Consider the following 20,999-nt stretch of genomic DNA (forward strand, 5'->3'; position numbering starts at 1 on the left):
ATCCCCTCAATTTATTGAGGGGATTTTTTATGTCTAATTATGAATTTGTAATTTCGAAAGATGATTAATTTGGAAGAGAAGCATGTAATAAATTTAATAGAAAATTTCTATGGATTAAAGATAAATCAATCGCAAGTTATCTTGCTATCTAGTAGTTTTGCTAAATCATATAAGATTATTAATCCCATCGCTACCATTGTAGTTAAAGTATTTAGTGAAGAATATAAAACTAAGAAGGATGCATTATCTGAACTGAAATTATTGCTGGAGTTGTCAAGTAATAATGTAAAGGTTATAATACCTAAAAGTGGGGTAAATAGAGATTTTATCTTGGAGTTAAATCAAATTCAAAACGGATATTTTGCAATAGCGTATGAATATTTTGAAGGGGAGGTAATACCTAAATTAAATAAAGTTCAGAGTTTTAACTTAGGAGTAAATTTAGCTAATTTTCATAAATTTTCAATAAATCCTAATTTAGAATTAGATAAGACAGAATATACTATAGGTTATTTGTTTGATGATTCATATAAATTAATTAGACCATTCTTAGGGGACAGTCAGAAAGAATATTTGAATAAATTGAGAGACAAAATTCAACTTCAGTTAGAGTTAATTAATTTGGAGATAAATAATGAGAATTATGGAATTTGTCATGGTGACTATATTTCAAGGAATTCTTTATGGAAAAATGAAAAAGAATGTTTGACAATTGATTTTGAATTCGTGTCACGTGGCTATAGAGCTTATGATATGTCTCATTTTAAATGGGAATTGGTGTACTGTAAATACGAAAAAACATATACCGATAATATATGGGAAGAATTTCTTAAAGGATATAATTCGATAAGGGTAATCCAAGATAATGAGAATAAAATGATAAATATATCAATGTTGTTGTACCATATATTTATGGCTGGAGAAAGAGTGAAATTATCAAAAGTTCTAGGAGAACATCTTCTAGCAAAACAATTTTGGGACAGATGTATGGAGTTTCTCTATGAAAATGAAAAAGATATTTTATAAAGAAGCTAAAGGAAGTGTTGTAGTAGCAGGTGATTTAATATGAGCGGGACCCAAAATTTCACCTTTGAAAAAAATCGCGTGATTTTTAGAATTGATGCTCAAGTTATATTTGTGAGCTTGATTTTTTATTGGTTTGTAGTGTTCTATTTTACCAATAACATTGTGATTATATAAAACCACAATTCGTTGGTTGCCTATTGAAGAAGGAATTTCATTGATTTCTTTTCCATTTTCATAAATAAGAATGGTCGATTTATCTTCTTTCGATTCCCAAATAACTTGCAATTGATTTTTGTTTATTTCTGAATTTACAAGCAACTCTAATGAGTTTCCATAAACAAAATGTTGAATTTCGGTAATTATATTATCGCCTTTATTTAAGCCAGGATGTAAAACAAAAATGGCAGAAATGCTAGAGTACAATAATATGTTTTTGATAAAATTCATTTTTTCAATCGGTTTACAATATTAACACGATTAAGTGGTATAAAAGGTTGGTTGAGGTTAATTCTTTTTTAAGAAAATATATTTTATACCAATATTAAACTCAATAGAGAATGTTCTGGCTGATTGGTAAAGGTTATTGCCATCAGTAATATTTAATAAACCTTGACGATATTTTATACCTGGAGTTAGCATAATTTGTTTGGTAAGGTAACGGTCTTGTTCAATTCCTAAAACAATCCCAGCATCTAAGTTATTAAACTGATTTGCAACATCGTTGGTTTTACCATTCGAAATAACTTCTGCAGAAGTCAAGTAACCAGCATAAATTCCACCCATTAAATTGGTAGAATATTTTTTATTGTCGAACGTAGATTTGTTGTTCATTCTTTTTGCCATTACATCAATTGTGGTATAGGTAAGATTTAAATTTTCTGAAAAAGCAAGGTCGTTAAAATTGTATTTTCTATTATAACCCGAAGTAGATATAAAATTAACATTGGTTTCTAAATTGAGTTTGTCCGACAAAATAAAACCAACGGTACCACCTACATTGTATCCAAAATCTAAATAGTGTAGTTGTTTAATAATGGCATTATCCGTTCTAACTTTTGTAAATAAATCTTGTTTTTTAAATGCAGCATTTAAACCCATATAAAAACGTCGTGCATACATTCCAAAAACAAAGTGAGAAGAAAAACGCTTGTCGTTAAAAATAATTTTGTTTTTTTCTTTTTTCACTAAAAACTCTTTAGCTTCTAATGTTCTGGTGTTGAAATCAATTTCTTGTAATTCGGTTAACGCCAATTCTTGTTCTTGGTGTTCTAAATAAATACTACCCACTTGTTTCGAACTATATTTCTCCATTTTTACAGCAGCATAAAGTGGTGTTTCTTTGTTGTTTGAAGTAGTATTTGATGATGCTTGAATATTACTGTTTCGTTGGTTGTTTAGAATAGTAGATACAGTAGTTGCTAGATTACTTTCTGTTGATACAGTTTCATCAGGTTTTGTATTTTCTGCTTTTTTGATTGTTGCATTATCAAATTCCACTAACCCGCCAGTTGATTTTTTTGATGATTTATTAGATTGACTATCGTTATTTCCAGAAATTAGGTTTGTTGACATTGCTGTCGTTGCTGATTTTTTATTTTCATCAATTTTATTGTTGATGGTGTTATATGTTAAATAACTACCAAAAAATAAAATAATTAGTGCCGATAGTCTTAAACCAAAATTTCTCCACCAAATCATTCTATCGTATCTGTTTAAAGAAGATAGAACTCTAGTCCAAACATTTTCAACATCAAGTTTTGTAGAGAGCTTATTCCAAACCTGTTGGTCGGGTGTAGCATTATAATTTGCAGCTTCATTTTTATACCAGCCTTCAATATTTTCTTCGGTTAAAGGAGTTTCGGTTTTATCTAATTTATTGGCAATAGCATCCCAACCCTTGTTGTTAGGGTTAACTTGGTAGTTCGACAGTTCTTCTTTATACCAATCTTCTATGTTGTTATCATCAATCATCTAACATAGTATTTGTTAACCAATTCTTTCAGTACACTTTTTGCTTTAGAGAGTTGCGATTTTGATGTCCCATCACTAATATTCAACATTTCAGCAATTTCATGATGTTTATAGCCTTCAACCACATAAAGGTTAAAAATAGTTCTTGCACCTGTGGGTAACATGTTTATTAACTCAGCTAAATCGGCAGTTTTATATTGTTCCGAAACATCATCAAAAGAGCCACCAATAAACTCGTTTTCCTGAAAATCGACATTACTGATTCTATTGGTTTTTCTAAAATGATCAATAGCGGTGTTTACAATAATTCGGCGTATCCACGAAAATAAATTCCACTCAACATTGTATTGGTCAAATTTTTTAAACACTTTAAAAAAACCGTCGTGTAAAATATCTTGAGCTAAATCGCGGTCTTTGGTATATGTTAAACACACGCCAAACAGCCTAGAAGCATACAAATTGTATAACGCCTCTTGGTGTTTACGACTGTTGTTGTAACAACCTTCTATGATTTCTGAAAGCTCCAATATGGAAAAAAATTTAATCGATTAGTCATAAGACGTTTAAGTTGTGTAAAAGGTTGGTTTGAAATGGAAAGAAGTTTGGAGTCGGAAATTTGTATCATTTTCCGCTTCCATCTTCCTACTTCGGACTTCCGTATTCTTGTTAATATCATTTTAAAAAAAAGAGTGATATACATGCTTTAATTTTTTGTTCTTTCTAACTTTGCAATTCTAAAATTACGCCGAATAAAATGATTGTATTTTTTAAAAGTAACTCAAACAAAATTATTGCAGTTCAATTTAATGGTAAATTAAATGAAAACGATTTGCCAAAGTTGAATTGGTTGTTGGCTGCTACTCAAATTAAAGAAGAAAAGTTAGCAGGTTTTTTTGTTGGTCCACGTAAAGAGATGGTTTCACCTTGGAGTACCAATGCTGTTGAAATTACTCAAAACATGGGCATAAACAATATTGTTAGAGTAGAGGAATACAAAGTGGTGGAAGGTAAAAATGCAGCGGTAGACCCTATGTTGGAAATACTTTACACCGAATTAAATCAAGATTTATTTACTATCAATATTAAGCCTGAAGAGGTATTGTTTATTGATAACATTAAAGCATATAGCGATAAAGAAGGCTTGGCGTTGAGCGATGATGAGGTAGAATATTTAGAGAATGTAGTGAGTAGAATTGGACGAAAACTAACTGATAGTGAGGTGTTTGGATTTTCACAAGTGAATTCGGAGCACTGCCGACATAAAATATTTAATGGAACATTTGTAATTGATGGAAAAGAAAAACCATCATCACTATTTAATCTGATTAGAAAAACATCACAACAAAATCCTAATACCATTGTGTCGGCTTACAAAGACAATGTAAGTTTTGTGAAAGGACCAAAAGCTTTGCAGTTTGCTCCAACAACACAAAATAAAGCTGATTTTTTTGAAGTAAACGAAATTGATACGGTTCTTTCATTAAAAGCAGAAACACACAATTTTCCCACAACTGTTGAGCCTTTTAATGGTGCCGCAACAGGTTCTGGTGGAGAAATTAGAGATAGAATGGCTGGTGGGCAAGGAAGTGTTCCTATGGCTGGTACAGCGGTTTATATGACAGCCTACTCACGTTTAGAAAAAAACAGGGAGTGGGAAAAAGCTATGGCAGAACGTCCTTGGTTATACCAAACTCCTTTAGATATTTTAATCAAAGCTTCAAACGGAGCATCTGATTTTGGAAATAAATTCGGACAACCATTAATCAATGGTTCGGTATTGACTTTTGAGCATACCGAAGCAGGTAAAAAATATGGTTACGATAAAGTAATTATGCAAGCCGGAGGTATTGGTTATGGAAAATTAACCGATGCTCAAAAACACTTACCAAAAAAAGGAGATAAAATTGTTGTTTTAGGTGGCGATAATTATAGAATCGGAATGGGTGGTAGTGCAGTTTCTTCTGTGGCTACTGGAGAGTTCAGCAATTCAATTGAATTAAATGCTATACAACGTTCAAATCCTGAAATGCAAAAAAGAGTTTGTAATGTTATTCGTGCTTTCTCTGAATCGACAAATAACCCAATTATTTCTATTCATGATCATGGAGCTGGAGGTCATTTAAATTGTTTGTCGGAATTGGTGGAAGCTACTGGTGGAATTATCAATTTAAGAAAATTGCCTGTTGGAGATGCTACGCTTTCTGCGAAAGAAATAGTTGGTAACGAGTCGCAAGAACGAATGGGATTGGTAATTGAAGAAAAAGACTTGACATTGATGCAAGAAATTGCAGATAGAGAACGAGCGCCAATGTATGTGGTTGGTGATATTACTGGCGACCATAAATTTACGTTTGAGGATAAAGAAACAGGTCAAAATCCTATCGATTTAAAAATTGAGGACATGTTTGGTAAGCCACCAAAAACGGTTATTACTGATACTACCAATAAAACAAAATACCAAGAGGTTGATTACGACACCAACAAAATTAAAGAGTACTTAAACCAAGTGCTGCAATTGGAATCTGTGGCTTGTAAAGATTGGTTAACCAATAAAGTAGACCGTTCGGTTACGGGTAAAGTGGCAAAGCAACAAACTGTTGGAGAAATTCAAGTGCCATTAAATAATTTAGGTGCTGTAGCTTTAGATTATACAGGAAAATCTGGAATTGCAACGGCTCTTGGTCATGCACCAATAGCTTCTTTAATTAATCCGGTAAACGGAAGTAAATTGGCTATTGCAGAAGCATTAACAAACCTTATTTGGGCGCCAATGCCAAACGGAATAAAATCTGTTTCGTTGAGTGCCAATTGGATGTGGCCGTGTAAAAACCCAGGTGAAGATGCACGATTGTATGAGGCGGTAGAATCGGTAAGTACATTTGCTTGCGATTTAGGGTTAAATATTCCAACAGGAAAAGATTCTTTATCGATGGTACAAAAGTACAAAGATGATAAAGTGTATGCTCCGGGTACGGTTATCATTACTGCTTCTGGTGAAGTAACTGATATCAAGAAAATTGTTGAACCTTTGTTGGTGGTAAATGAAGAAACTTCGTTGATTTATATCGATTTTTCTGAAGATAAATTCCAATTAGGAGGTTCTGCATTTGCTCAGGTAGTAAATAAAATTGGAACTACCGCTCCAAACATTAACGACCATAATTATTTTGCAAGAGCTTTCGATACTGTACAGCAACTGATAAAAGATGGAAAAGTTTTGGCGGGACACGATATTTCTTCGGGTGGTTTAATTACTGCTTTATTGGAGATGAATTTTGGTAATACCAGTGGTGGTTTAAATGTAAATTTAGATTCGATTGATGAAGCCGATTTGATTAAAATATTGTTTAACGAAAACCCTGCAATATTAATACAGGTAAAAGATAGCGACAAGGTTGTTTCGGAATTAGGCAAAAAAGGAATTCACGCACACATTATTGCAAAACCAATTCAAAAACGAGAAATAAACATTAAACATAAAGGAGCTCAATTAAAATTTGATGTTGAAGAGTTAAGAGACACTTGGTTTAAAACATCTTATTTGTTGGATAAAAATCAATCGACGGAACATTATGCAGCCGAGCGATTTAAAAATTACAAGGAATATAAATTAAACTATAAATTTCCTCAGCATTTTAAAGGCAATTTATCTGATTATGGAGTAGGGCATGGTAGAAAAACTAAAACAGGAGCGAAGGCAGCTATTATTAGAGAAAAAGGGGTAAACGGTGATAGAGAAATGGCTTACTCCTTGTTTTTGGCTGGTTTTGATGTAAAAGATGTTCACATGACCGATTTAATTTCGGGTAGAGAAGATTTATCGGATGTAAACATGATTGTTTTTGTTGGTGGATTTTCTAACTCTGATGTACTGGGTTCTGCAAAAGGTTGGGCAGGAGCATTTTTGTTTAATCCAAAAGCAAAACAAGCCTTAGATAATTTTTATGCAAGAAAAGATACCTTGAGTTTAGGAGTTTGTAACGGTTGTCAATTAATGATGGAGTTAGGCTTGGTAAAATCGAAAGGACAAACACAACCTATGCACCACAATGTTTCAGGTAAATTTGAATCAACGTTCTTGGGTGTAACGGTACAAGAGAATAAATCCATTTTATTGTCGTCTTTAACAGGAAGTAGTTTAGGTATTTGGGTAGCACACGGCGAAGGACGATTTATGTTTGAAGGTGAAGAAACCGACTACAACATTGCTTTAACGTATAACTATAACAACTATCCAGGAAATCCAAATGGTTCTGAATACAACACTGCTGGTATAGTTTCTGATTGTGGACGTCATTTAGCTATGATGCCCCACTTGGAGCGTATTATTTTTCCTTGGCAAGCACCATTTTATCCAGCTGATAAAAAAATGGAAGAAGTAACCCCTTGGTTTGAAGCATTTGTAAATGCTCGAAAATGGGTGGGAACGGTAAGTAAATAAACTTGTAAAACTTCATTTTTGGTGAATGTATTCACTAAAAATAGTAATATTTGGTGAATGTATTCACCAAATATTACTATTTTTGTATAAAATATACTAGAGGATGATAGCAAGAACTTTAACAAAAATTGTTAGTAGTAAGCTTTTTAAAGGAAAAGCAATAGTCTTGATTGGTCCAAGACAAGTAGGAAAAACAACCTTAATTAAAGAATTGTTGAGGTCTAATCCTTATCTTTTTCTGAATGGAGATGATCCAATAGTAAGAAGTAAGTTAACAAATCCATCAAGTGAAGAGCTTAAAACTATACTTGGTAACTTTAAGATAGTGTTTATTGATGAAGCTCAGCGGATAGAGAATATTGGTATTACATTAAAAATTATTCACGACCAATTTAAAGATGTACAATTATTAGTTAGTGGGTCATCGGCTTTTGAATTAAAAAATGAGATGAACGAACCACTTACAGGAAGAAAATGGGAATATAACTTATATCCAATTTCTTATGAAGAATACGAAAATCAAATGGGATATATTGCTGCTCAAAGTGATTTGGAAAACAGATTACTATATGGGTTTTATCCTGACATCATTAATAATAAAGGCAGTGAAGTTGAACTGCTAAATCAACTAACAGAGAGTTATTTATATAAGGATATTCTATCTTATGCAAACATTAAAAAACCTGATGTACTCGAAAAAATACTTCAAGCATTGGCTTTTCAGGTTGGTAATGAAGTTAGTTTTAATGAAATTGCACAATTAGTTGGTGTTGATAAAAATACGGTTAGTAATTATATTCGTTTATTGGAGTTAGGTTATGTGGTTTATGCACTCCCATCGTTTAGTAGAAATTTGAGAAATGAGATAAAAACCAATAAAAAATATTATTTCTATGACAATGGAGTAAGAAACGCACTAATTCAGAATTTCAATCCTATTGATTTCAGAAATGATATTGGTGCTTTATGGGAGAATTTTTTAATAGGTGAACGATTGAAAACAAACCATTATCATTTAAATTATACAAATAGTTTTTTTTGGAGAACAGTGCAACAACAAGAAGTTGATTATGTTGAAGAGCATGGAGGTAAAATATATGGCTTTGAATTTAAATGGAATCCAAAAGCGAAAGTAAAAGTACCTCAAAACTTTATTACAGCTTATGATGCTTCTTTTACCGTAATTAACAAAGATAATTTTCGTGAGTTTGTACTGAAAAATTAATTTCAAGGCGTTTGTAAATGCTCGTAAATAAGTTGAAACTATAACTAAATAATAAGAAAGGGATTCAAATTGAATCCCTTTCTTATTATTTAGTTTTTTATGATTTTTATTGTTTTCAAATAGTTTTTCTTTTTTATTGAGATAAAGTATAAACCTGGATTATATGAAGCCACGTTTATTATTATGTTATTCTCTCTCGACTTAAAAGAGTCAATTAATCTACCAAGATTATCAATAATATTTAATTCGATTTCTTCAAGTGTACTTAAATTAGTAATATTTAGATGAGTAGATACTGGGTTTGGATAGATTGACTCATTGAAAAGTTCAAAATCCTCAATTCCTACAGTTTGAATTTCTATTAATTTACCTATTGGTCTATTTCCATTATAAGCATTAAAATTATGTTTATTTATAAAGTTAGAGTTTGTTGGGTCAAACTCAAATATAACTCCAAATCCATACAAACCGCCTTTTGTAGTCATTCCATATAGTTTATTACCAGATAGAATTAAACTTCCAATGGGATATTTTCCGCTATTAATATCATCAAAATCAAATTTAATGGAAATATTATTTGTCAATGTATCGAATTCGTAAATGGTTCCATAACCATTTAACCCTCCAGATGAAGCTATTCCATACAACTTTCCATTAACAGCTTTAACTAATGCCCCAGATGGAGTGCCAGTTGTTAGCCAGTTAAAATCACCCTTTTTCGTTAATATTTCAGCATTTATATCATATTCAAATAAAACTCCATCTGTATTAATACCTCCAGAATTGGTAATTCCAAATAATTTGTTATTAAGTTCTATCAAACATCCGAACGGATAATCCCCAATACTATCTGATTTAAAGTCAACTTTTTTTGTTAGAGTATTTGTGAAGGGGTTATATTGAAATAAAGTTCCAGCATTATAAATTCCCCCAGCAGATGCACAACCATAAATATTCCCATCAGACGCTTCTAATAATGTGCTTTGTGAAAAATTTCCATGGTTATTTCTATCTATCTCAACCTTTTTAATATATGAATTTTGTATTATGTCATATTCAAAAATCACCCCACCTTCAGTTATACCTCCATATGATGTAGTACCATAAATTTTTCCATTTGTTGCTTGTATAAGACCAGATAAAGGAGTACGTTCTTGAGATATATCTCCAAAGTCATGTAGTTTAGTATAAACTCCATTTGTAAGGTTGATTCTGAATAAGGTGCCTAAATTATAAGTTCCTCCAGACGCAGTAACTCCATACATATTTCCATCATTTGCTTTTAACAAATGTTGTTGAGGGATACTTCCATCTTCTGCCCAATTTAAATTAATTTTCTTTACTGGAATCTGTGAAATAGTGTCAAATTCGAAAACTACACCATTAACAATGCCGCCACCTTGAGTTATACCGTATATTTTACCATTAGCCGATTGATGCAAACTGCCAAAAGGGTTGGTGCCAATGCTGTCTTGAAAATCTATTATTTTAGTTAAAGAATTTGTTATTGTATCAAATTCATACAAAATCCCAGTATTATTTACACCACCTTCAGTGGTCATTCCAAAAAAACTACCATTAGTTGTTTCTAATATTGTGCCACAAGGATTACTACCATTGGAGACGCCATTAAAATCTAATTTTTTTGTAATATTATTTGTCACATAGTCATAATCATATAACACTCCTAAATTATTATTTCCTCCAGATGAATTAATTCCTAAAATCTTTCCATTTCTTAATAGAGTTAAGCTACCTATATTATTATAATTACTAATAGTTGAATTAAAATCTATTTTTTTAGTGTATGTATTATTTATATAATCATATTGATAAATTACTCCAAATAAATTAAGACCACCATATAAAGTGATTCCATATATTAATCCATTATTTACTTCAATATAATTTCCAAAAGGAATTGCACCCTCATTTAAATTTGTAAAATCATATTTCTTCTGAAAGGAATTAGTTGTAATATCAAGTTCAAAAATTACTCCATAAGAATTTAATCCTCCACCACTAGTAACACCATATAATTTACCATTTGCAGCTTGGAATAACCCATTTTCAGGATTTTGGCCGTTTACTCCATCAAAATCAAAAAGTTTCAAAAATGTTTCCGTTGTTGGATTGTATTTAAAAATTATGCCTAGATTATTCGTTCCTCCTTTATAGGTCATTCCATAAAGATTACCATCAGAAGCATAAAGAAGGTTCCCATGTGGTGAATCACCACTTAAACTGTCAAATTCAAATTTTTTGGTATAATCATTAGTTGAAGGATTATATTGAATTAATACCCCTTTGTTATATAGTCCACCACTACTTAACAAATTATAAAAATTCCCTGAAGGTGTTTCACAAAATTTAGTGTATAAAGAACCAGCTCCTTCATACTTATGGAAAGACTTAATTACAGTATGATTTGAGCCATCATTGTCTGTCTTAAATATGGTTCCTGAATTATATTCTCCTCCTAGTTCAGTTATACCCCATAGTTCTATATTTTGTGAATATAGATTATTTTCAAATAGAAAAAATAAAAGAAAATAGAATAAGTATCTGCTCATTTAATGAAGAAAATTTTCTAAGCCTCAGCTGTTGGTCCTCCAAAGTTTAGTGGAATACCACCAGCTTCAATGTCTTTAACTTTACCGTGTTTGCTTTCAAATTTTTGTATGTTGTCTTGTAAAGCATTTAACAAACGTTTTGCATGCTCTGGAGTCATTAAAATTCTCGATTTTACTTTTGCTTTAGGTACACCTGGCATAACTCTTATAAAGTCAATTACAAATTCAGAATTGGAATGGCTTATTATAGCAAGGTTAGAATACGTTCCTTCTGCTATCTCTTCAGTTAGTTCTATGTTTAACTGATTTTCGTTTTGGTTTTCGTTCATGTTTTATAGTTTATAAAGTTAGAAGTCCGAAGACAGAAGTCAGAAGTAACTCTAATCTCTCGCCTTCGGACTTCGGTCTTTGGTCTTCCGACTTCCAGCTTTTATTTAATCTTCAATGATTACTTCTTTTTTAGCAGCTAAAAGTTGGTTGTAATCTTCTTTGTTACCAACTACGATGTCTTTAAATTCACGTAGTCCAGTACCAGCAGGTATTAATTTACCTACAATTACATTTTCTTTTAATCCTAACAAGTCGTCAACTTTTCCTCTTACTGCAGCTTCATTTAAAACTTTAGTAGTTTCTTGGAACGATGCAGCTGAGATAAAGCTATCAGTTTGTAACGATGCTCTAGTAATACCTTGAATAATAGCGCTTGAAGTAGCAGGAACAGCTTGTCTTGCAACAACCACTTGTTTATCCATACGTTTCAATTTAGAGTTTTCGTCTCTTAACTGACGCATTGATAAAATTTGTCCTTGTTTTAATACTTCAGAATCGCCTTTATCAGTAACAATCATTTTATCATAAATCCAATCGTTTTCAGTCATAAAATCTAACTTGTTAACGATAGAGTTTTCTAAGAATGAAGTATCACCTTGATCAACAATCAATACTTTTCTCATCATCTGTCTAACGATAACCTCAAAATGTTTGTCGTTAATTTTTACACCTTGTAAACGGTAAACTTCTTGTACCTCATTTACAATGTATTCTTGAACTGCAGTAGGTCCTTTAATTGCAAGAATATCAGATGGAGTAATTGAGCCCTCAGATAATGGAGAACCAGCTTTTACGAAATCATTTTCTTGAACCAAAATGTGTTTAGATAAGTTAACTAAATACTTAGCAACTTGTCCGCTTTTCGATTCAATAATAATTTCTCGGTTACCTCTTTTTATTTTACCGAACGATACAATACCATCAATTTCAGTAACAACTGCAGGGTTTGAAGGATTTCTCGCTTCAAATAACTCGGTTACTCTTGGTAAACCACCTGTAATATCTGATGTAGAACCAGAAACTCTAGGGATTTTTACTAAGATATCACCACCATTAACTTTATCACCTTCGTTTACAACGATGTGAGAGCCTACTGGTAAGTTGTAAGTTCTTAAAACTTCTTTCTTGCTGTTAACAACAGTAAGTACAGGAATTTTCTTTTTGTCTTTAATTTCTGAAATTACTTTTTCAGTAAATCCAGTTTGCTCATCCGATTCTTCTTTATAAGTAACACCTAATTCAAAGTTTTCGAAAGCAACAATACCATCAACCTCTGTTAAGATAACGGCATTATACGGATCCCATTCACAAATTTTGGTTCCTTTGGTAATTTTGTCGCCATCAGCAACAAATATTTGAGAACCGTAAGGAATGTTGTTTGTAGTTAACACTACTCCTGTTTTGCTATCAACAATTTTCATCTCAGCAGAACGACCTATTACATAAGTTTCTGAACCTGATTTTGATTTTTTGTCGATAGTTCTTAGTTCTTCAATTTCAACTTTACCATCGTATTTTGCAACAATATTGTTTTCTCCTGTAATTTTCGAAGCGGTACCACCAATGTGGAAAGTTCTAAGTGTTAACTGTGTACCTGGCTCACCAATTGATTGAGCAGCAATTACACCAACAGCTTCACCTTTTTGAACCATTCTACCAGTAGCTAAGTTACGTCCGTAACATTTAGCACAAACACCTCTTTTTAATTCACAAGTTAATACTGAACGAATTTCTACTTCATCAATATCAGCATCAACAATAGCTTGAGCAATATCTTCAGTGATTAATTCACCAGATTCAACAATTACTTCATCTGTTTTTGGATGTTGTATATCATGAACACTTGTTCTACCAATAATTCTATCAAATAAAGTTTCTACAACTTCGTCGTTATTCATTAATGCAGAAGCCATTAAACCTCTTAAAGTACCACAATCTGGGTCAGTAATAACCACATCTTGAGCAACATCAACCAATCTTCTAGTTAAGTAACCAGCATCAGCAGTTTTAAGAGCTGTATCCGCTAAACCTTTACGAGCACCGTGAGTAGAAATAAAGTACTCCAATACCGATAAACCTTCTTTAAAGTTTGCAAGAATTGGATTTTCGATAATTTCTTGACCTGTAGAACCAGATTTTTGTGGTTTAGCCATCAAACCTCTCATACCAGATAACTGACGAATTTGCTCTTTCGAACCCCTTGCACCAGAGTCAAACATCATGTAGATAGAGTTAAAACCTTGATTGTCGGTTTTTAATCTAGTCATTAATGTGTTTGTTAATCTTGTATTGGTGTGTGTCCAGATATCAATAATTTGATTGTAACGCTCATTGTTAGTAATGAAACCCATGTTATAGTTGTTCATTACCTCTTCAACTTGAGCATTAGCATCGGCAATCATGGTTTCTTTCTCTGCTGGAATGATAATATCATCTAAGTTAAATGATAAACCACCTTTAAATGCCATGTTGTAACCCAACGTTTTAATATCATCTAAGAATTGAACAGTTCTTGAAGTACCACTAATTTTTAAGATTTTACCAATGATATCTCTTAACGATTTTTTTGTTAAAAGTTCGTTGATATAACCTACTTCTTGTGGAACCATTTGATTGAAAATAACTCTACCTACAGTAGTGTCAATAATTTTGTCAACCAATTTACCGTTTTCAATATCTTTAGTTCTTACTTTGATACAAGCATGTAAATCTGCTTTTCCTTCGTTGTTAGCAATAATTACTTCTTCCGGAGAATAGAATGTTTTGCCTTCACCTCTTACTACTTCATCCTTAGTTGTTCTTCTTTCTTTCGAAATGTAATATAGTCCTAAAACCATATCCTGAGATGGAAGTGTAACCGGAGTACCGTTAGCTGGATTTAAGATGTTGTGTGAAGCCAACATTAATAATTGAGCTTCTAAAATTGCTGCGTTACCTAATGGTAAGTGAACAGCCATTTGGTCACCATCAAAATCCGCGTTAAAAGCGGTACACACTAATGGGTGTAAACGAATAGCTTTTCCTTCAATTAATTTTGGTTGGAAAGCTTGAATACCTAAACGGTGTAGAGTAGGAGCACGGTTAAGTAATACTGGGTGTCCTTTCAATACATTTTCTAAAATATCCCAAACTACAGGCTCTTTTTTGTCTACAATTTTCTTTGCAGATTTTACTGTTTTTACAACACCTCTTTCAATTAATTTTCTAATAATGAATGGTTTGTAAAGCTCAGCGGCCATATCTTTTGGAATACCACATTCGTGTAATTTCAAATCTGGTCCAACAACAATTACCGAACGTGCAGAATAATCAACACGCTTACCCAATAAGTTTTGACGGAAACGTCCAGATTTACCTTTTAAACTATCAGAAAGTGATTTTAAAGCTCTGTTTGCATCAGTTTTAACTGCACTAGATTTTCTAGAGTTGTCAAACAATGCATCAACAGATTCTTGCAACATACGTTTCTCATTACGTAAAATTACATCTGGAGCTTTAATTTCAATTAATCTTTTTAAACGGTTATTTCTAATAATAACTCTTCTGTAAAGGTCATTTAAATCAGATGTTGCAAATCTACCACCATCTAAAGGTACTAATGGTCTTAATTCTGGTGGAATAACAGGAACAACTCGAACAATCATCCATTCAGGTCTGTTTTCGATATTTTCGTTAGCAGATCTAAATGCTTCAACAACTTGAAGTCTTTTTAAAGCTTCATTTTTTCTTTGTTGAGATGTTTCTGTATTTGCTTGATGTCTTAAGTCATAAGATAAACTATCTAAATCTAAACGTTTTAGTAATTCATATAATGCTTCAGCACCCATTTTAGCTATAAACTTATTTGGGTCGTTATCATCAAGGTATTGGTTTTCTTTTGGAAGAGTATCTAATATATCTAAGTATTCTTCTTCAGATAAAAAGTCAAGATATTGTACTGGGTCTCCTTCAGCATTAATGGCTGAAGCAGCGTTAATTACAACATATCTTTCATAATAAATGATGGTATCAAGTTTCTTAGTAGGTAAACCTAAAAGGTATCCAATTTTGTTTGGTAATGATTTAAAATACCAGATGTGAGCAACAGGAACAACCAAATTAATGTGTCCCATTCTTTCTCTACGTACTTTTTTCTCAGTTACTTCAACACCACATCTATCACATATAATTCCTTTATATCTGATTCTTTTGTATTTACCGCAGTGACATTCCCAGTCTTTTACAGGTCCAAAAATTCTTTCGCAAAATAAACCATCTCTTTCTGGTTTATAAGTTCTATAGTTAATGGTTTCAGGTTTTAATACTTCTCCACTTGATCTTTCTAAGATTAGTTCTGGAGAAGATAAACTGATGGTAATTCTTGAGAAATTACTGTCGGTATTATTATCGTGCTTAAAAGCCATATTATTAAGGTATTAGAGTGTTATTATTAATTAATCAAAAGCTATGTTTAGAGATAAACCTCTTAACTCGTGTAACAATACGTTAAACGATTCCGGAATACCTGGAGTAGGCATTGGATCTCCTTTAACAATTGCTTCGTAAGCTTTTGCTCTTCCTTTTACATCATCAGATTTAATAGTTAAGATTTCTTGTAGGATGTTAGCAGCTCCAAATGCTTCAAGAGCCCAAACCTCCATCTCTCCAAATCTTTGACCACCAAACTGTGCCTTACCACCAAGTGGTTGTTGTGTAATTAACGAGTATGGTCCGATAGAACGTGCGTGCATCTTATCATCAATTAAGTGACCAAGTTTTAACATATAAATTACACCAACAGTAGCTGTTTGGTCAAATCTTTCACCAGTACCTCCATCATATAAGTATGTTTTACCATATTGTGGGATACCTGCTTTGATACAATATTCATTGATTTCTTCAACTGATGCACCATCAAAAATTGGTGTTGCAAATTTTTGACCTAGTTTTTGACCAGCCCATCCTAATACAGTTTCGTAAACCTGACCTAAGTTCATCCTAGAAGGTACACCAAGTGGATTTAAAACGATATCTACTGGAGTTCCATCTTCTAAGTAAGGCATGTCTTCTTCTCTAACAATGTTAGCAACAATACCTTTGTTACCGTGACGACCAGCCATTTTATCACCAACTTTTAGTTTTCTCTTTTTAGCCAAGTATACTTTTGCTAATTTGATAATACCTGCTGGTAATTCATCTCCAACTGATAAAGCATATTTTTTTCTTTTATTAACACCAAGAATTTCGTTTGCTCTAATGTTGTAGTTGTTTAACAACGCTTTTACAAGGTCGTTAATTTCGTCGCTTGTTGTCCAGTTTTTAGAATCGATAAAACTATAATCGTTTATTTTTTCTAAAATTTTGATAGTGAATTTTGTTCCTTTTGGTACAATTTCTTCGCTATAGTAGTTTACTACACCTTGAGAAGTTTTACCGTTAACGATAGTATAAAGTTTGTCAATTAATTCCTTTTTAAGGTCTGACATTTCTTTGTTAAACTCATCATCAATTTGAGAAATAATATTTTTCTCATCAGCTCTGGTCTTTCTGTCTTTAATTGCTTTTTCGAAAAGTTTTTTCTCGATAACAACACCTTTAACCGAAGGTCTGATTTTTAACGAAGCATCTTTAACATCACCTGCTTTATCACCAAAGATTGCTCTCAACAATTTTTCTTCAGGTGTTGGGTCGGTTTCACCTTTTGGAGTGATTTTACCAATTATAATATCGCCTTCTTTTACTTCAGCACCAATTCTAATGATACCGTTTTCATCTAAATCTTTAGTAGCTTCTTCACTTACGTTTGGTATGTCAGCTGTTAATTCCTCTAAACCACGTTTAGTGTCTCTAACTTCTAATGAAAATTCTTCGATATGAATTGAAGTAAAGATATCATCTTTTACTACTTTTTCAGAGATTACGATAGCATCCTCAAAGTTATAACCTTTCCAAGGCATGAATGCAACTTTTAAGTTTCTACCTAAAGCTAACTCACCGTCTTGTGTAGCATAACCTTCACAAAGTACTTCACCTTTCTTAACTCGTTGTCCTTTTTTAACAATAGGAGTTAAGTTGATACAAGTATTTTGATTGGTTTTTTTGAATGTTGCTAATTGATATGATTTAACATCACCATCAAAGCTAACTAATTTTTCTTCTTCCGTTTTATCGTAACGAATAGAAATGGTATCAGCATCAACGTATTCAACAACACCGTCAGCTTCTGCATTAACTAATACTCTTGAATCTTCAGCAACACGTCCTTCCAAGCCTGTTCCAACAATAGGAGCTTCAGCTCTCATCAATGGTACTGCTTGACGCATCATGTTCGATCCCATCAAGGCACGGTTAGCATCATCATTTTCTAAGAAAGGAATTAACGATGCTGCAATAGAAGCAATTTGGTTAGGAGCAACGTCCATTAAATGGATGTTTTCTGGCTCTGTAACAGGGAAATCACCTTCTAATCTAGATTTAACTCTATCAGCTTGGAAAACTCCTTTGTCATCAATAACCGCATTTGCTTGTGCAATAATTTTTTTCTCTTCTTCTTCAGCACTTAAGTAAATCACATCATCATTTAATGCAACTTTACTGTCAACTACTTTACGATAAGGAGTTTCAATAAATCCTAATTTGTTCACTTTTGCATAAACACAAAGTGAAGAAATCAAACCAATGTTTGGTCCCTCAGGAGTTTCAATTGGACAAAGTCTACCGTAGTGAGTGTAGTGAACGTCACGTACCTCAAAACCAGCTCTCTCTCTTGATAAACCACCTGGTCCTAATGCAGATAATCTTCTTTTGTGAGTAATCTCTGATAATGGATTGGTTTGATCCATAAATTGAGATAATTGATTCGTTCCGAAGAATGAATTAATTACAGAAGAAAGTGTTTTAGCATTAATTAAGTCAGAAGGAGTAAATACCTCATTATCTCTAACGTTCATTCTTTCTCTAATGGTTCTAGCCATTCTAGAAAGACCAACACCAAATTGGTTGTGTAATTGCTCACCAACCGTTCTTACTCTTCTATTACTTAAGTGGTCAATATCATCAACTATTGTTTTAGAGTTAATTAACTCAATTAAATATTTAATGATAGAAATAATATCTTCTCTAGAAAGTGTTCTTACGTTCTCATCAATATTTAAACCTAATTTTTTATTGATTCTGAAACGACCAACTTCACCTAAATCATATCTAGTTTCAGAGAAGAACAATTTGTCAATTACACCTCTTGCAGTCTCAACATCTGGTGGTTCTGCATTTCTCAATTGACGATAAATGTGTTCAACCGCTTCTTTCTCAGAGTTAGAAGGGTCTTTTTGTAAAGTGTTATATATAATGGCAAAATCTGCCGAGTTAACGTCTTCTTTATGTAAAATAATGGTTTTTGAACCTGAATCAACGATTTCATCAATATGATCTTTATCGATAATTGTTTCACGGTCAATAATAACCTCATTTCTTTCGATAGAAACAACCTCACCAGTATCTTCATCCACGAAATCTTCAATCCATGTTTTTAATACACGTGCAGCTAATTTTCTACCAATAATTTTTTTCAATCCTGCTTTGCTAACTTTAACTTCATCAGCTAAGTCGAACAACTCTAAAATTTCTTTATCGGTTTCGAAACCAATAGCTCTAAATAGAGTAGTAACAGGTAATTTTTTCTTTCTATCGATATACGCATACATTACGTTGTTGATATCGGTAGCAAATTCTATCCAAGAACCTCTAAAAGGAATTACTCTTGCAGAATATAATTTTGTTCCGTTAGCGTGGCGACTTTGACCAAAGAATACACCTGGTGATCTGTGTAATTGAGAAACAATAACTCTCTCAGCACCGTTAATCACAAATGTTCCTTTTGGAGTCATGTAAGGAATGGTTCCTAAATACACATCTTGAACAATTGTTTCAAAATCCTCGTGTTCAGGATCAGTACAATATAATTTCAATTTTGCTTTTAATGGAACACTATAAGTTAATCCTCTTTCAATACATTCTTCTATAGAATATCTTGGTGGGTCAACAAAATAGTCTAGAAATTCTAATACGAATTGATTTCTAGCATCAGTAATAGGAAAATTCTCACTAAACACTCTAAAAAGTCCTTCTTGTTCTCTGTTTTCAGGAGTAGTGTCTAATTGAAAATAACTTTGAAAAGATTTAAGTTGAATATCTAAAAAATCTGGGTATGATAACCGATTTTTTGTAGAACCAAAATTTATTCTTTCAGCCTTTTGGTTTTTAACTAACGTTTTATTCATTAGGTTCGAATGAGTTTAGTTACTATTAATACTTTATGCCTGAACATAATTTAGGCATCAATTTTACTATAACTCTTTGTAAATCAGCGACTCACTTAGTGAGTGCCTCAGTTTTCCATTCACGAGGAGTATATAAGCACAAAATGGTTTAGACCAAATCCGTCAGTTGACGGATAAGATCTAAACCTATGTTTTGGTTAGTTGAAATTATTTAATTTCAACTTCAGCTCCAGCTTCCTCTAATTGAGATTTTAAAGCGTCAGCCTCATCTTTAGTTACACCTTCTTTTAATGGTTTTGGCGCAGCATCAACTAATTCTTTAGCTTCTTTTAAGCCTAAACCAGTTAATTCTTTAACTAATTTAACAACGCCTAATTTAGCTTGACCACCATTTTTAAGGATTACATCGAATGAAGTTTTTTCATCACCACCAGCAGTGTCACCACCACCAGCAGCTGGACCAGCTACAGCTACAGCAGCAGCTGCAGGTTCGATACCATATTCGTCTTTAAGGATTGCAGCTAATTCGTTAACGTCTTTAACTGTTAAGTTTACTAACTGATCTGCAAGTTCTTTTAAATTTGCCATTTTATTTTTGATTTAAAATTTTTAAAATTAATTTATTTGATTATTGTGTGCGTACTTTTTTTATTCAGGTCTTTCTGAAAGTGTTTTAACAATTCCTGCAATTTTGCCACCACTTGATTTAAGTGCTGATACAACATTTTTAGCAGGCGATTGTAATAAACCAATAATATCACCGATTAATTCTTCTTTAGATTTAAGTGCAACAAGTGCATCTAAATTAGCATCACCAATAAATATAGATTGATCTATAAATGCTCCTTTAAGGACAGGTTTCTCGCTTTTCTTACGAAATTCTTTAATCATTTTCGCTGGTCCGTTTCCAGTTTCAGCAAACATAATTGAAGTATTTCCTTTAAGTGAAACATACAATTCGTCGTAATTTCCCTCAGCTCTTTCTAGAGCTTTTTTAAGAAGAGAGTTTTTCACAACTTCCATTTGTATATTATTACTAAAGCAAGTTCTTCTTAACCTTGAAGAGTTTTCTGCATCTAAACCAGCAATGTCAGCTAAATAAAAAATATTAGCGTTGTTTAACTTCGCAGTTAAACCTTCAACAAACTGATTTTTTTCTTCTTTAGTCATAGTTC

The 20,999-nt window shown here is 32.5% G+C and carries 12 protein-coding genes; 3 read left to right on the plus strand and 9 right to left on the minus strand.

Going from position 1 to position 20,999, the window contains the following annotated elements; all coding sequences use genetic code 11:
* Positions 1–60: 60 nt before the first annotated feature.
* On the plus strand, positions 61–1,026 hold the full coding sequence (locus tag H6589_01605; protein MCB9173284.1) for a phosphotransferase: 966 nt from the start codon (positions 61–63) through the stop codon (positions 1,024–1,026).
* On the opposite strand, the gene H6589_01610 is transcribed toward H6589_01605, so the two are convergent.
* From H6589_01610 to H6589_01620, 3 genes are read right to left on the minus strand one after another with little or no spacing between them, the layout of a single operon-like run.
* The gene (locus H6589_01610; protein MCB9173285.1) at positions 1,021–1,473 is read right to left on the minus strand and encodes a hypothetical protein; all 453 of its coding nucleotides are present in this window, start codon (positions 1,471–1,473) and stop codon (positions 1,021–1,023) included. The two genes, H6589_01605 and H6589_01610, sit on opposite strands and share 6 nt — an antisense overlap.
* A gap of 57 nt (positions 1,474–1,530) precedes the next feature.
* A complete protein-coding gene (locus tag H6589_01615; protein ID MCB9173286.1) occupies positions 1,531–2,997 on the minus strand; it encodes a hypothetical protein in 1,467 nt (488 codons plus the stop codon).
* The gene (locus H6589_01620) at positions 2,994–3,527 is read right to left on the minus strand and encodes a sigma-70 family RNA polymerase sigma factor (GenBank protein MCB9173287.1); all 534 of its coding nucleotides are present in this window, start codon (positions 3,525–3,527) and stop codon (positions 2,994–2,996) included. The genes H6589_01615 and H6589_01620 overlap by 4 nt, the downstream gene beginning before the upstream one ends.
* A gap of 224 nt (positions 3,528–3,751) precedes the next feature.
* Here H6589_01620 and purL point away from each other — a divergent pair, with 224 nt between their 5' ends.
* Together purL and H6589_01630 are read left to right on the plus strand one after the other, a co-directional pair.
* Entirely contained in the window at positions 3,752–7,438 is a 3,687-nt protein-coding gene (purL, locus tag H6589_01625) for a phosphoribosylformylglycinamidine synthase (protein ID MCB9173288.1), read from the plus strand.
* 103 nt (positions 7,439–7,541) lie between these two features.
* A complete protein-coding gene (locus H6589_01630; protein ID MCB9173289.1) occupies positions 7,542–8,663 on the plus strand; it encodes an ATP-binding protein in 1,122 nt (373 codons plus the stop codon).
* 89 nt (positions 8,664–8,752) lie between these two features.
* Here the strand turns inward: H6589_01630 and H6589_01635 are convergent, their stop codons facing one another.
* The 6 genes from H6589_01635 to H6589_01660 all read right to left on the minus strand — a co-directional run bounded on the left by H6589_01635 (position 8,753) and on the right by H6589_01660 (position 20,994).
* Positions 8,753–11,236 carry a T9SS type A sorting domain-containing protein gene (locus tag H6589_01635; protein ID MCB9173290.1) on the minus strand — a complete coding sequence of 828 codons (2,484 nt, stop codon included), beginning with the start codon at positions 11,234–11,236 and terminating at the stop codon, positions 8,753–8,755.
* Positions 11,237–11,253: 17 nt separating this feature from the next.
* Positions 11,254–11,565 carry a DUF3467 domain-containing protein gene (locus tag H6589_01640; protein MCB9173291.1) on the minus strand — a complete coding sequence of 104 codons (312 nt, stop codon included), beginning with the start codon at positions 11,563–11,565 and terminating at the stop codon, positions 11,254–11,256.
* Between the two features lie 105 nt (positions 11,566–11,670).
* The gene (gene rpoC / locus H6589_01645; protein ID MCB9173292.1) at positions 11,671–15,969 is read right to left on the minus strand and encodes a DNA-directed RNA polymerase subunit beta'; all 4,299 of its coding nucleotides are present in this window, start codon (positions 15,967–15,969) and stop codon (positions 11,671–11,673) included.
* 30 nt (positions 15,970–15,999) lie between these two features.
* Positions 16,000–19,824 carry a DNA-directed RNA polymerase subunit beta gene (gene rpoB, locus H6589_01650; protein ID MCB9173293.1) on the minus strand — a complete coding sequence of 1,275 codons (3,825 nt, stop codon included), beginning with the start codon at positions 19,822–19,824 and terminating at the stop codon, positions 16,000–16,002.
* Positions 19,825–20,031: 207 nt separating this feature from the next.
* A complete protein-coding gene (gene rplL / locus H6589_01655; GenBank protein ID MCB9173294.1) occupies positions 20,032–20,412 on the minus strand; it encodes a 50S ribosomal protein L7/L12 in 381 nt (126 codons plus the stop codon).
* A 60-nt stretch (positions 20,413–20,472) separates the two neighbouring features.
* Entirely contained in the window at positions 20,473–20,994 is a 522-nt protein-coding gene (locus H6589_01660) for a 50S ribosomal protein L10 (GenBank protein MCB9173295.1), read from the minus strand.
* Positions 20,995–20,999 lie beyond the last annotated feature (5 nt).

The sequence above is a fragment of the Flavobacteriales bacterium genome (assembly GCA_020635795.1).
Taxonomy (GTDB): domain Bacteria; phylum Bacteroidota; class Bacteroidia; order Flavobacteriales_E; family Vicingaceae; genus Vicingus.

Bases quoted from the DNA above. Each gene is read 5' to 3' on its own strand.
- H6589_01605 (MCB9173284.1), top strand. From the start codon at position 61: ATGATTAATTTGGAAGAGAAGCATGTAATAAATTTAATAGAAAATTTC.
- H6589_01610 (MCB9173285.1), bottom strand. From the start codon at position 1,473: ATGAATTTTATCAAAAACATATTATTGTACTCTAGCATTTCTGCCATT.
- H6589_01615 (MCB9173286.1), bottom strand. From the start codon at position 2,997: ATGATTGATGATAACAACATAGAAGATTGGTATAAAGAAGAACTGTCG.
- purL (MCB9173288.1), top strand. From the start codon at position 3,752: ATGATTGTATTTTTTAAAAGTAACTCAAACAAAATTATTGCAGTTCAA.
- H6589_01630 (MCB9173289.1), top strand. From the start codon at position 7,542: ATGATAGCAAGAACTTTAACAAAAATTGTTAGTAGTAAGCTTTTTAAA.
- H6589_01635 (MCB9173290.1), bottom strand. From the start codon at position 11,236: ATGAGCAGATACTTATTCTATTTTCTTTTATTTTTTCTATTTGAAAAT.
- H6589_01640 (MCB9173291.1), bottom strand. From the start codon at position 11,565: ATGAACGAAAACCAAAACGAAAATCAGTTAAACATAGAACTAACTGAA.
- rpoC (MCB9173292.1), bottom strand. From the start codon at position 15,969: ATGGCTTTTAAGCACGATAATAATACCGACAGTAATTTCTCAAGAATT.
- rpoB (MCB9173293.1), bottom strand. From the start codon at position 19,824: ATGAATAAAACGTTAGTTAAAAACCAAAAGGCTGAAAGAATAAATTTT.
- rplL (MCB9173294.1), bottom strand. From the start codon at position 20,412: ATGGCAAATTTAAAAGAACTTGCAGATCAGTTAGTAAACTTAACAGTT.
- H6589_01660 (MCB9173295.1), bottom strand. From the start codon at position 20,994: ATGACTAAAGAAGAAAAAAATCAGTTTGTTGAAGGTTTAACTGCGAAG.